This is a genomic window from Chryseolinea sp. H1M3-3 (genome assembly GCF_029360725.1).
Classification (GTDB): Bacteria; Bacteroidota; Bacteroidia; order Cytophagales; family Cyclobacteriaceae; genus Chryseolinea.
In genome coordinates, this window is the sequence record NZ_JARKMY010000001.1 from 1,252,976 (window position 1) to 1,266,612 (window position 13,637).

At 41.5% G+C, this 13,637-nt stretch carries 11 protein-coding genes and 1 riboswitch; of the genes, 5 read left to right on the plus strand and 6 right to left on the minus strand.

Translation table 11 applies throughout. The annotated features are described in order from the left end of the window. Positions 1–44: 44 nt before the first annotated feature. Positions 45–2,654: a DNA mismatch repair protein MutS gene (gene mutS, locus P2W71_RS05410; RefSeq protein ID WP_276368075.1), complete on the minus strand. Its 2,610-nt coding sequence runs from the start codon at positions 2,652–2,654 to the stop codon at positions 45–47. Positions 2,655–2,778: 124 nt separating this feature from the next. Next, positions 2,779–3,444: a methyltransferase domain-containing protein gene (locus tag P2W71_RS05415; protein ID WP_276368078.1), complete on the minus strand. Its 666-nt coding sequence runs from the start codon at positions 3,442–3,444 to the stop codon at positions 2,779–2,781. 146 nt (positions 3,445–3,590) lie between these two features. Here P2W71_RS05415 and P2W71_RS05420 point away from each other — a divergent pair, with 146 nt between their 5' ends. Continuing rightward, positions 3,591–4,127, plus strand: a complete 537-nt coding sequence (locus P2W71_RS05420; RefSeq protein ID WP_276368080.1) for an RNA methyltransferase — start codon at positions 3,591–3,593, stop codon at positions 4,125–4,127. A gap of 85 nt (positions 4,128–4,212) precedes the next feature. Next, positions 4,213–5,382: an AIR synthase related protein gene (locus P2W71_RS05425; RefSeq protein WP_276368083.1), complete on the plus strand. Its 1,170-nt coding sequence runs from the start codon at positions 4,213–4,215 to the stop codon at positions 5,380–5,382. A gap of 24 nt (positions 5,383–5,406) precedes the next feature. On the opposite strand, the gene P2W71_RS05430 is transcribed toward P2W71_RS05425, so the two are convergent. The 3 genes from P2W71_RS05430 to P2W71_RS05440 form a co-directional block, all read right to left on the minus strand. Then, a complete protein-coding gene (locus P2W71_RS05430) occupies positions 5,407–6,543 on the minus strand; it encodes an acyl-CoA dehydrogenase (RefSeq protein ID WP_276368085.1) in 1,137 nt (378 codons plus the stop codon). A 93-nt stretch (positions 6,544–6,636) separates the two neighbouring features. Further along, a complete protein-coding gene (locus P2W71_RS05435; protein ID WP_276368087.1) occupies positions 6,637–7,338 on the minus strand; it encodes a zinc metallopeptidase in 702 nt (233 codons plus the stop codon). A 154-nt stretch (positions 7,339–7,492) separates the two neighbouring features. Beyond that, positions 7,493–9,853, minus strand: a complete 2,361-nt coding sequence (locus P2W71_RS05440; RefSeq protein WP_276368090.1) for a TonB-dependent receptor — start codon at positions 9,851–9,853, stop codon at positions 7,493–7,495. 48 nt (positions 9,854–9,901) lie between these two features. Then, positions 9,902–9,998, minus strand: a riboswitch (TPP riboswitch). Positions 9,999–10,133: 135 nt separating this feature from the next. On the opposite strand from P2W71_RS05440, the gene P2W71_RS05445 reads away from it, so the two are divergent. The 3 genes from P2W71_RS05445 to frr all read left to right on the plus strand — a co-directional run bounded on the left by P2W71_RS05445 (position 10,134) and on the right by frr (position 12,036). Beyond that, positions 10,134–10,628: an acetyl-CoA carboxylase biotin carboxyl carrier protein subunit gene (locus P2W71_RS05445; RefSeq protein WP_276368092.1), complete on the plus strand. Its 495-nt coding sequence runs from the start codon at positions 10,134–10,136 to the stop codon at positions 10,626–10,628. Positions 10,629–10,721: 93 nt separating this feature from the next. Beyond that, positions 10,722–11,429, plus strand: coding sequence for a UMP kinase (pyrH, locus tag P2W71_RS05450; RefSeq protein ID WP_276368095.1), 708 nt, complete (start codon positions 10,722–10,724; stop codon positions 11,427–11,429). A 52-nt stretch (positions 11,430–11,481) separates the two neighbouring features. After that, complete coding sequence (frr, locus tag P2W71_RS05455; protein WP_276368098.1) at positions 11,482–12,036, plus strand: ribosome recycling factor; 555 nt, start codon at positions 11,482–11,484, stop codon at positions 12,034–12,036. A 16-nt stretch (positions 12,037–12,052) separates the two neighbouring features. Here the strand turns inward: frr and P2W71_RS05460 are convergent, their stop codons facing one another. Beyond that, the gene (locus P2W71_RS05460; protein ID WP_276368100.1) at positions 12,053–13,606 is read right to left on the minus strand and encodes an Rne/Rng family ribonuclease; all 1,554 of its coding nucleotides are present in this window, start codon (positions 13,604–13,606) and stop codon (positions 12,053–12,055) included. Between the last annotated feature and the right edge of the window lie 31 nt (positions 13,607–13,637).

Sequence of the window (13,637 nt, forward strand, 5' to 3'; positions counted from 1 at the left end):
AGTCAGTATATGAAAACAGCTAAATGGAGCTAAACGGTGTAAGTTTATTTCTTTTTTAAAATCCCGATTACTTCGTTCAGTTTTAACAACGCTTCTACCGGGCTCACAGTATTAATATCCACTTTCCCCAATAATTCCTGAATCTCCTTAAACCGCGGATCTGCTTCAAACAGACTCATTTGAGGAGTAGGTTTAGGAACTTCTTTCATCTTCCGATCACCTTCGTTTTTATGCTTTTCCTTTTCAAGGAAATGTAAAATTTCATTTGCTCGTAAAACCACGCGGTTAGGAATTCCTGCGAGCTGTGCTACATGAATGCCGAAGCTGTGCTCGCTCCCACCTTCTTTAAGCTTGCGCATAAAAATGATCTTGTCACCCACTTCTTTCACCGACACATTGAAATTTTTGACGCGCACCAAATCTTCTTCAAGTTGATTCAATTCGTGATAATGCGTGGCAAACAATGTTTTTGGACTATAGTCTTTGTGATTATGTAAATATTCTACGATAGCCCAAGCAATAGACACACCGTCATAAGTACTTGTTCCCCTGCCAATCTCATCCATCAGAATCAAACTGCGATCACTCAGGTTGTTAAGAATACTGGCCGTCTCAGTCATTTCTACCATGAATGTTGATTCACCGCGCGATAAGTTATCGGACGCGCCAACCCGGGTAAATACCTTATCAACAATACCTACTGTCGCAGCCTCGGCCGGAACAAAACTTCCCATCTGCGCCATCAAAACAATCAACGCGGTTTGACGCAACAGCGCTGACTTACCTGCCATGTTCGGGCCAGTGATCACCAGTATTTGCTGTTTGGTGCTGTCTAAAAAAATATCATTCGGCACGTAAGTTTCTCCGACCGGCAATTGCTTTTCAATAACAGGGTGACGTCCCGATTTAATATCAAGGACAAGGGAATCATCGATAGAAGGTCTAGCGTAACGGTTGGCCTGTGCTACGCGCGCAAAAGACAACAAACAATCCAACTGTGCAAGTACACGTGCGTTCTGTTGAATTTGCGGAATAAAATCAGTAGCATGATGAACAAGCGCATTGAATATCCTTTGCTCAATAACCACGAGTTTGTCTTCTGCATTTAATATCTTTTCCTCATAAACTTTTAACTCCTCCGTGATGTATCGTTCACCATTTACCAATGTCTGTTTCCGAATCCAGTCGGAAGGAACCTTTTCTTTGTTAGCATTACTTACTTCCAGGTAATAACCAAAAACCTTGTTATAAGAAATTTTGAGTGAGTTAATAGACGTGCGTTCTATTTCCCTTTTCTGAATTTGAATCAGGTAATCTTTTCCAGAGAAAGCAATCTTTCGTAGTTCGTCTAATTCAGCGTCAATGCCATCCTTAATTAAGTTGCCTTGATTAACCATAATGGAAACATCTTCACGAAGCTCCTGCTCAATTTTCTCTACCAGAAATTCACAAAGATGAAGTTGATCCGCTAATTTTTTGAGTTCGGCAGACTGATGCACTCTTAACGCTTGTTGAATTGGTTGAATGCAGCGCAATGATTTTTTGAGTTGCAGCATCTCCCTGGGATTGATACGGTTGACCGCTACTTTTGAAATCAGTCTCTCCAGATCAGCAATTTGTTTTAATGGCTCTAATATTTTATCCGCTAAAACCCGATCTTTAAAAAACGTATCTACCATGAACAACCGTTCTTCTATAGCAGACTTTTCCTTTAGTGGAAGGATCATCCATTTTCTCAACTGCCGTGAGCCCATAGGGGTTACGGTACAGTCAAGAACATCAATTAAAGGAACACCACCATCATTGTAAGAATGGACGATCTCCAGATTTCGGATTGTAAACTTATCGAGCCAAACGAATTTGTCTTCGTCAATACGTGAGATCGATGAAATATGAGAAGTATCTTTATGTTCGGTATCCTCCAGATAATGAAGCACCGCACCTGCGGCGATTATTGCTTCACCGAGTTCGTCAATACCAAACCCTTTAAGCGATGCTGTCTTAAATTGATTGATTAATTTTTCGTAAGCGTAGTCATATCCGTAAACCCACTCATCTAAGGCGAAGGTGCTGTAGTCGTCACCGAACAGCACTTCAAAATGTCCGCGAGTTTGTTTGCCAAAAATAATTTCAGACGGTGCAAAACCCTGGATTAATTTCAGCACATAATTTTCGCTGCCCTGGGCAACATAAAATTCACCAGTTGATACATCAAGAAACGACACTCCAAATGTGTTCTTCCCCATAAAAACGGAGGCGAGAAAGTTGTTCTGTTTTCTTTCAAGAACGTTATCGTTGAAAGAGAGTCCTGGAGTGACCAACTCCGTTACTCCTCTTTTCACAATCCCTTTAACAAATCGCGGATCCTCCAGCTGATCACATATGGCAACGCGGTGACCTGCTCTTACCAATTTCGGAAGGTAATTGTCTAATGCATGGTGAGGGAATCCAGCCAATTCAATTTCTGAAGCTGAACCGCTACCCCTTTTAGTAAGTACGATATCGAGAACCTTGGCAGCAGTAATAGCATCTTGCCCGAAGGTTTCATAAAAATCACCTACCCGAAATAATAACAACGCACCTGGGTACTTTGCTTTGATGGCATTGTATTGCTTCATCAATGGTGTTTCAACGGCCGATTTCACTTCACTCATAGTGAGCAAATATAAAAAAGTCGTGGGAGCAGTTTATCGTTAGAAATTAAAAGTTATTCCAGCATTACTCCTTGGGCAGCAGGTCATCAAGTCTATTATTTGTAATGCGAGACGATAAATTGCATTAATTGGATTTCTCACAGACAATTAGCCACATTGTATCACCTTTTTCTTTAAGTCGATCCACAAATGATTCGTCCTTCAAAAGAATTTTAAACCCTGCCTTTTTTAAATCTTCTATGGCATAGTCTATTCCCAGTTCATGTTTTCTTTCTTGATCTTCCCGCGAAAATTTTCTTCTTTCTTCTGCTATCGGTTCACAGAGTACAAGTTTGCCTTTGGTTTTCAAAGTGGCCTTAATAGCCTGAAGAATTTCCTGGTGTGCGTCCATTTCATGATATGTATCTACAATTAGCACTGCATCCAAAGCTAGCGTTGGAAGGCGCGGATTGTTTTCCGCGCCAAGGATTACATTAACATTATTAATTTTGCGTTCTTCAAGGTGTTTTTTAAGTTTTTCAGTTTTGTCGCGGCTCACATCGACAGCGTATACCCTGCCCTCGTCACCAACAACGGTTGATAATTTTATTGTAAAATAGCCTTCATGACAACCTACGTCGGCGACTTTACTTCCTATTCCGACACCTAATTTTTTAATTATTTCATCCGCGCGCTGCCACGTGTCCCGTTGCTTCCAGGCGCTTTCTTTGTAGACATCCTTCCAGGCGTCTTGCGCAAATGCGCCCACCGAGGAAAAAATGAGCAACAACAGCAAAAGGTAATATTTCATAATCTTTCTTTAATGCATTTTAATGCGTTCGGGATTTCAGAATAAAGTTTGAAGTTAATTTCTGCTTACGTAATACAAAAGTTTATGCTGTTTAGTCACCCTACACGTTTATTTTTGCCCTTTAAACAGTCAATAGCTGATAACTGATGAAAAAGCTCAAACTGGAAGAACTTGGCCGGATATCGGTCGAACAGTTCAAAGCATCCGAAAAAATTCCAGTCTGTATTGTATTGGACAATATCAGAAGCCTTCATAATGTAGGTTCGGCTTTTCGAACAGCCGATGCTTTTAGGATTGAAAAAATTTTTTTGACAGGCATAACCGGGATTCCCCCGCATCGTGAAATTCAAAAAACAGCACTAGGAGCCACAGAATCTGTCCCGTGGGAATACAGTGAACGACCGTCTGATATAGTAAAACGCCTAAAGGATGCGGGATATACGATTATAGTTGTTGAGCAGACTACCGAAAGCATTCCCCTTCAAAAATTTGAGCCTTCCAAAAATTCGAAGTATTGTCTTGTTTTTGGCAATGAAGTGAATGGTGTCAGCGAAGATGTGATTGAGTTCGGCGATACCGCATTGGAAATCCCGCAAGAGGGCACAAAACATTCTTTGAACATATCCGTCTGCCTGGGGATTGTAGTGTGGGAATTATTCAGGAAAGCTATTCTTACTGTTTGAGCCTTTTACGACACCTTAAAAATATTTTGAAGCTCCTACTGCCCTTTAGTCAATCAATCTTAATTTGCGGCTTGATTGATTTACTTTGAACTCTGATCGTTATTCACAACGCGGCGTTTCCGCTTCCAAAGAGGATGTTCATCAAGCTATAAGCAAGCTTGACAAGGGATTATTTCCTAAGGCATTCTGTAAAATTGTTCCTGACTATCTGGGTAATGACGAAGATTATTGTACCGTAATGCATGCTGATGGTGCTGGTACAAAATCATCGCTTGCATACATCTATTGGAAAGAAACCGGCGACATTTCCGTATGGAAAGGAATCGCGCAAGATGCCATCATCATGAACATAGATGATTTGCTTTGCGTCGGTGCCACCAATAACATCCTGCTCTCATCAACAATTGGCCGCAATAAAAATCTTATTCCAGGTGAAGTTGTATCTGCCATTATTAACGGAACTGAAGAAGTGCTCGAAATGCTGAGGAAATATGGTCTCGGCATTCTCAGTACCGGCGGCGAGACAGCTGACCTCGGTGATCTGGTGAGAACCATTATTGTAGATAGCACGGTCGTGAGCCGTATGAAACGCAGAGATGTTATTGACAACAGTCGCATTAAAGGTGGTGATGTTATTGTTGGGTTAGCTTCCGATGGCAAAGCTTCTTACGAGGATGAATACAATGGTGGCATGGGAAGTAACGGTTTAACGTCAGCACGCCACGACGTTTTTCACAACACATATGCTTCAAAGTACCCGGAGTCTTACGATATGAATATTTCCGCGGATCTAGTTTACAGCGGGAGCTACAAACTAACGGATAGGGTAGTGGATGTACCGGTAAACGCCGGTAAACTTGTGTTATCGCCGACAAGAACCTACGCTCCAATCATTATTGAAGTTCTGAAAAATCTTCGTCCACAAATTCATGGGATGATACATTGCAGTGGAGGAGCGCAAACGAAAGTGCTGCATTTCATCGACAACGTTCATGTCATTAAAGACAATCTTTTCGATACACCCCCACTTTTCAAAATGATTCAAGAGGAGAGCAAAACGGATTGGAAGGAGATGTATAAAGTTTTTAACATGGGACATCGAATGGAGCTGTATATGGATAGCAAGCATTCGCAGGAAGTGATTGAAATTTCAAAAAGTTTTGGCGTCGATGCGAAGGTAATTGGACGCGTTGAACATTCGTCTGAGAAAGGGCTTACACTCATCGGTAAGCACGGAAAATTCACTTATGCTTAAGCACCTGACCGCTTTACCTTCCCCCTATTTCAAGAGCTCTCTCGAAATTACCATTTTTTGAATTTCAGTCGTCCCTTCGTAGATCTGCGTAATCTTCGCGTCGCGCATCATTCGCTCTACATGGAACTCCTTAACATATCCATAGCCACCGTGAATCTGTACCGCCTCCGTTGTAACATCCTGCGCAATTTGTGATGCGTAAAGTTTTGCCATGGCGGCGGCTTTAACAAAATCCTGTTTTTGATCTTTTTGCCACGCTGCCTGATGGACAAGCAACCGCGCCGCATCTATTTTAGTAGCCATATCTGCTAATTTAAATTGAATGGCCTGATGCTCCGACAGATTTTTTCCGAATGCCTTTCTTTCCTTGGAATATTTAAGCGCCAATTCGTACGCACCGGCCGCGATACCTAGCGCCTGCGAGGCAATCCCGATACGACCTCCGTTTAAAGTGCTCATCGCGAAAGTAAATCCAAAGCCTTCGTCGCCTATTCGATTTGCCTTAGGGATTTTCACGTCCGTAAACATCAGTGAATGTGTATCTGATCCCCGAATGCCCATTTTATCTTCTTTCTTTCCGACAACAAATCCAGGCATGCCTTTTTCTACAATCAAAGCGTTTATACCCTTGTGTCTTTTAGCCGGGTCCGTCTGCGCGATAACAAGGTATACGTTTGCCGTACTGCCATTGGTAATCCAGTTTTTTGTACCATTCAAAAGATAATAGTCACCTTTGTCCTCCGCAGTAGTTCGCTGGCTTGTGGCATCAGATCCTGCTTCCGGTTCTGACAAGCAAAATGCCCCAATGCCTTTTTGCGCAAGCGGTTTTAAATACTTTTCCTTTTGTTCGTTGTTACCATATTTTTCCAAGCCCCAACATACCAATGAGTTATTAACCGACATGCATACCGACGCGGAAGCATCCACCTTAGAAATTTCTTCCATTGCCAGCACATAAGAAATCGTATCCATACCACCGCCGTTGTATTTTGGATCGACCATCATTCCCATGAACCCCAATTCCGCCATTTTTTTAATTTCCTCTGTCGGAAATTTTTGGTTTGTGTCCCGATCAATTACTCCAGGAAGCAATTCAGTTTGTGCGAAATTTCGCGCGGCTTGCTGTACGGCCAGATGTTCCTCGGTGAGTTGAAAATTCATAAGTTTTTGAATGAAAATATGCTATTAACAAAAAGGCCTAAGCGAAATACTTAGGCCTTTAAATTAATGATTTATAAATCTTATTCAGTGCGTTTATTCATCCTTTGAACCAAGGAACAGCATTACATAATAAAATAATGTTGTCAGTGCACCAATAGCCGCAACCACATAGGTCATCGCTGCCCATTTCAACGAATCTTTGGCCATGCCATACTCAGCAGTATTGACGATGCCTCGGGATTGCACCCAGGCCAATGCTCGTTTGCTGGCGTCAAATTCAACCGGTAATGTAATCAATGCAAACAGTGCAAAAACACCGTAACAAGCTATGATTACGAGCAGTGCGGTTTGCCAAGGTATTAAACTCTGTGCGAAGAACGCACCAAACATCATAATCATGAATAGAAAGTTAATCACCTTCGCACTAACGTTTTGAATAGGCACTAGCGCAGACCGCAATTCCAGCATACTATAGGCTTTTGCATGTTGAACCGCATGTCCACATTCGTGCGCGGCTACCGCTGTTGCTGCCGCATTTCTGCCGTGATAAACGGCTTCACTAAGATTTACAGTTTTTGTTGCCGGATTATAGTGGTCACTCAATTCATCACCTTGCACACTCGTTACTTGAACATCGTGAATTCCGTTATCGGCAAGCATCAATCGCGCAATATCAGCACCTGTTAAGTCCCTCGATAGATGAACTTGCGAGTATTCTTGAAATTTGCTTTTTAGCCTGGAACTCACCCACCAACCAATTGCCATGAAAAAAAGACCAATAATTAAAGCTCCCATATTTCGTTTTTAGTTTTTAAACATCTTTGTGAAGATGAGAAGAATCAAGCTTTACGCCAAATTCAGATCTCTGACAAAAAGACATTCAAATAACGCTCCGGTTAAAAATTCCGTTCAGAAAACACGCAATCCAGCGTTAAATCATTTACTTTTTCTAGAGCTTGACAGAAACCATCGCCAGGAAATTTAATCCCGCCTGTGGATAGAAATATGGCGTACCGTCATACCCATAGCCGTTGGAAGAATATTCCACATCAAGCAGGTTATTTACCAGAAAACCAAATTCAATTTCTTTGATTCCTTTTGGGTGAATCTGGTAGGTTAGTCTGATGTCATTGATGAAATAATCATCCAGTGTAACGCGTTCATCTTGTGTGTTATCAAGATATTGTTTGCCAACATATTTGCTAAGCAAGGAAGCCTGAAAATTCGTGAACGGTTTCCAATTAAACTGACTGCCAGCAATCCAGGCGGGAGAAAGAATAATCGTGGTGTTTCTGTTTATTGCATTGTTATTTTCATCAAACAGTGTGTAGTCCTTATTCTTGTTGACACTCCAGGTAGCGTTGACGTTCCAACTTATTTTCTCCGTAAAATTTATCAATGCCGAAAGCTCAATACCCATTCTGTAACTTCTGCCAACATTAGCCCTGATAGGAGAGCCCACATCATTTAATTCACCAGTCAGTACAAGTTGATTGGTATAATTCATCAAATAATAATTTGCCTCAACACCGAATTTTGAGGTTGTTTTTCTCCATCCTAATTCAAGGTTTCCGAGTCGTTCACTTTTAGGTTTTTCGAGACCGTCGAGGTAATCCGTACGATTCGGTTCCCGGTTGGCAATCGCATACGAAGCGTAAAGTGTACTGTTTCCGGAAAGGGAATAACTCAATCCAACTTTCGGATTGAAAAAATCGAACTCATCCTTAATTGCATACAAGCTTTGATCATTATCAACTCCTGCCGTTTCATAGTTAACTGCACGGTATTGCAAGTCTACATAGGAAGTCAATACATCTGTTAACGAATAATTCCATTTTGCGTAAACATTAAAATCGGTTTTTTGCGATTCTCCATCGTAATAAACATGACGAAGTGGTGCATTAATCGCAACCTCGGCCCACAGGATCTCTCCAAAATGCCGGGCATTATCATATTTGCTTGCAGCCCCGCCAATAGTCAAGTTCGTTTTTCCCTTTGTATAATTGGCAGAAAAAGTTGTTCCATAGTAGTCGTTATCGAGCCATCTTCTAACAACTACATCACTCGATTCAATTGTTGAGTTGCCAATGGTGACATCAGGCAATCCAAGATTTGCAAATGATTCGTCCTGTTTATATTGTTCAAAATAGCCCTTTCCATCTGTATAATGAAAAGAAATATTTCCATTCCAGTAGGCCGAGAGTTGCTGAGAGATATGCAGTTGATAGTGATCCTGCCGATAGTCATCTACTTCTCGATCATAAAAGCGAATGATGTTACAGTCATCATCATAAATTGCTCCTGAATAATTAAAACGTCGGTCTTGCTCCATGGTAGCCTGATCAACGCCATACCATGCCTGATAGGTTTGTTCATGGCCTCCAAACATTATAGCTTTTATAATCGTCTTATCACCATAATAACCTCCGCTGAGATAGTATGAATTAAGATCCGATGTGGCCCTTCGCAGATAACCATCAGATGTTATTTTTGAAACTCTCGCGTCGAACGACCAGCGATCTTTAATAAGACCCGTGCCACCTTTAAAAGTATAACGTTGAGAATTGAAGGATCCAAATGATGCAATGCCCTCTGCATAGGCCTCTCTGGAAAGCACATCAGTTTGAACACTTACCGTGGCTCCAAAAGCTCCTGCCCCGTTTGTAGAAGTCCCTACACCCCGTTGCACCTGAATACTCTGTATAGACGAAGCCAGATCTGGCGTATTCACCCAGAACACACCCTGTGACTCGCTATCATTCAAAGCAATACCATTAATGGTTACATTAATTCGTGATGCATCGCTTCCGCGTATACGCAGTCCGGTATATCCAATTCCTGCACCAGCGTCTGAAGTAGTTACCATCGAGGGACTCCAGTTGAGTAACATGGGAATATCCTGCCCGAAATTCTGCTTTTGGATGGCTTCTTTATTGATGTAAGAAAAGGTGGTAGGAGTCTTTTCATTGGCGCGGGTAGCATATACAACTACTTCTTCGGTCACGGTTGAAGAACTCTCCATTCTGATATCCAGGTCTACATCACGATCCAGCGTTACCGACTTCGTTGTCGGCAGGTAGCCAAGAAAGCGAACGACAACGGTGTAATTACCCGTCGGCACGTCTTTGACAACAAATTTTCCCAGATCATTGGTTACTGCCGAATGATCAGTGTTTTGAATTTGCACCGTGGCTCCGGCCAATACTTCATTTCTTTGCACGTCCCGAACAGTTCCGGTAATAGCATACTTTTGCGCAAGCGCGCCTGTTGTCCACAGCATGGCTGCGGCAACAACAATTGATTTGAACATTTGATTTTAATGGTTTAAACCTGCAGCGCACAGGGGAATGCACCTGCTTACGTTTAACCTTGCCTTCCCTTCGGCCGCATTACCGGCATCAGGTTCTTTGGGTATAATCTCAGCCCGTTGTTTTATGGCACCCCTTGTCTTTTGGACGCACAAAGTTATACCTGCATTTTTTACATTGACAAGTTTTTTAGGTAGTTTTTCAAAAAGTGTTTAAAGGAAGTGGATTTGTTGACCCGAATCAGGGAATTTTAACACTTTAGACTTAATTCAATATCACTACATGTACAAGGCCATTGTCAATTCCAAAAATCTTGAAATCATAAATCGTGATCAAAAATTACTCATCAGCGGCTCGCCTCTGGAATGGGACATCTTAAAAATATCGGAGAGGTACTTTCACATTTTGATAAACCATAAAAGCTACCGTGCGGAAGTTGTAAGCGCACAACCCGCCACCAAATCGTTCGTCTTGAAAATCAATGGAAACGTGTATTCTGTAGAACTGAAAGACAAATTTGATTTATTGCTGGATAAAATGGGTATGGCCAATGGGCTGGCAGGTAAAGCTAATAATGTGAAGGCACCAATGCCTGGATTGATCATTGATCTGCGTGTGAAGGAAGGAGACATAGTGATGCCTGGCGATGCACTTTTGATTCTTGAAGCTATGAAAATGGAAAATATGATTAAAGCTTCGACGCAAAGCATTGTTAAAACAGTGAGGGTAAAGAAAGGTGACAGCGTAGAAAAAAATCAGGTATTGATTGAGTTCTAATGCATGCAGCCTTAAGTGCTTTCAACTTTTGGCAAAATCGTTTTTTAAACCTTGCTCCTTTCTGAATATATTGCGCCATCAAAAAAATTGTAAATGAAATATAAACGCATCTTACTTAAACTTAGCGGAGAGGCTCTTCAGGGATCATCTAAAAGTACGAACATCGACCCTGCAGTTCTGGAGCAATATTGTGCAGAAATAAAACTGGTAAAAGATGCAGGTATTGAATTAGCAATTGTCATTGGAGGAGGAAATATTTTCCGAGGTGGTCAGGCTGAAGCATTGGGTATAGACCGTGTTCAGGGAGATTATATGGGAATGTTGGCCACTGTTATTAATGCAATGGCATTGCAAAGTTCGTTGGAACGCCACGGTATGTACACCCGCTTGATGGCAGGTATCAAAATGGAGCAGGTTTGCGAGCCCTTTATCCGCCGACGAGCTATCCGTCACCTTGAAAAAGGACGAATTGTTATTTTCGGAGCGGGTATTGGTAATCCTTATTTCACAACAGATTCGACAGCAAGTTTGCGTGCAGTAGAATTACAAGCAGATGTTGTATTAAAAGGAACTCGTGTAGATGGTGTATACACCAAAGATCCCGAGAAGTTTCCGGACGCTGTACGGTACACCAAATTATCTTTTCAAGAAGCATATGAAAAGAATTTAAATATTATGGACATGACCGCTTTCACGCTGTGCATGGAAAACAAACTTCCCATTATCGTATTCGATATGAATAAGAAAGGCAACCTGCTCAAAGTTGTGCAAGGTGAAGAAGCCGGAACATTAATTAGTTAGTTTCAATAAAGTCATTCCTTTATCACGCACTACATATTTAATTAAGCATGTTATGGACGAGATTGAGTTATATCTTGATGATGCAAAAGCTCAAATGAACAAAGCGCTGTCGCACGTTGGTCAAGAACTAAGTAAAATTCGGGCCGGCAAAGCGAACCCAACTATGCTGGATGGAATTTTTGTCTCTTATTATGGAACGAACACACCCTTGAATCAAGTGTCATCACTGACCACTCCAGATGCACGTACAATATTTATTAAACCGTGGGAAAAAGGTATGATTCCGGAGATTGAAAAAGCAATTCTAACGGCCAATCTCGGATTGAATCCTCAAAATGACGGTCAGCAGGTAATTATTAACATCCCAATGTTAACGGAAGAAAGACGGAAACAACTTGTAAAACAAGTTGGGCAGGAGTGCGAACACGGCAAGATAAGTGTGCGAACAGTCCGTAAAGAAACAAATGAAGAACTGAAAAAAATCAAAGGTGTATCCGAAGACGACGTGAAAAATGCTGAAGAACGTGTTCAGGAAATGACCAACGATTTCATCGCGAGAATTGATGCGCTAATGAAGAAGAAAGAAAGTGAAATCATGACGATTTAATGGTCATGATTTCACTTCATGTCAACTGAATTTCCTCGCCTTCCTTGTTCAAAAATTTATACTCGATTATCGCCATCGAGGTGTCTTTAACAAGGCTAACCCAGCGTTTATATTTAAAGTACCAGCGCATCCGTTGTGAGATAAGACCCTGAGTAAAATAAGCATGCAAATAGGGATGAACTGCTAACACCAAATTCCGTTCGTTTTGTTTGACTAAAAGGTGTTCGATATTTTTTTCAATTAAATCGGATACAAGAATCGATGCAGTAATTTTACCAGTACCGTTACACGTTGGACATACCTCCTTCGTAGCGATATTCATCTGAGGTCGAACGCGTTCACGTGTGATTTGCATCAATCCAAACTTGGAAAGCGGAAGTACGGTTGATTTTGCTTTATCATCCGCCATCTCATCTTTCATAATCTTGTAGATGAGTTTTTTATTGTCCGGATTCTTCATGTCAATGAAGTCTACGACAATAATTCCACCCATGTCTCGCAAACGCAACTGGCGAGCAATTTCTTTTGCAGCTTCCATATTTACCGAAAGCGCCGTAGTCTCCTGATTCTCTTCGCGATTGGATTTATTACCGCTATTGACATCAATTACGTGAAGGGCTTCGGTATGCTCAATGATGAGATAACCGCCAGCCCTTAAACTGACTGTCTGCCCAAAAGCGGATTTAATTTGTCTTTCGATACCATAATGCTCAAAAATTTTGGCCTTACCGGTATAGAGTTTTACGATCTTTTCTTTGTCGGGAGCGATGTTTCGAATGAAAGTTTTGACATCTTCGTACATCTTCTTATCGTCAACATGGACATTGTCGAACGATTCATTAAGCATGTCACGTAACAGGGAAGATGTCTTGTCTAATTCACCAATAATTTTGTCGCGAGGGTTCGCGGCGACGAGCCTGGTCATTCCCTCCTCCCACGTTTTCACCATGGAGCGCAGGTCACGGTCAAGTTCTGCAACCTCCTTACCCTCTGCTACTGTACGAATAATTACCCCGAAGTTTTCCGGTTTAATCGATTGAATGAGCCGAAGTAGTCGCTTCCGCTCCTCACTGCTGGTAATTTTTTTTGATACGCTTACCGCACTGGAAAATGGTACCAATACCAGATATCGCCCAGCCAGGGCTAACTCGCAGGATAATCGTGGCCCTTTCGTTGAAATTGGTTCTTTGACAATTTGCACTGGTAATACCTGGTTCTTTGACAATTGCTGGGTGATTTTCCCATGCTTGTCAATGTCCGGTTCACCATTGAATTTGTCTAGTTTACCGCCATTAATCTTTTTGGCTCGAACAAGTTTTGTAAACTTTTGAAGTGAACTAAACTGGGGCCCAAGATCGAGGTAATGAAGAAAAGCATCTTTGTCGTAACCAACATCAATAAATGCTGCATTAAGGCCCGGAACAACTTTTTTTACTGTACCCAGGTAAATATCCCCTACAGTAAACTTGGTGCCTTCTTCTTCATTATGAAATTCAACAAGCGTCTTATCTTTAAGAAGGGCTATACGACATCCGTCCTGAGTGGCACTAATAATTAGTTCGTTACTCAAAACTTAAAAAATTTGTTTAATGATGTAAGTA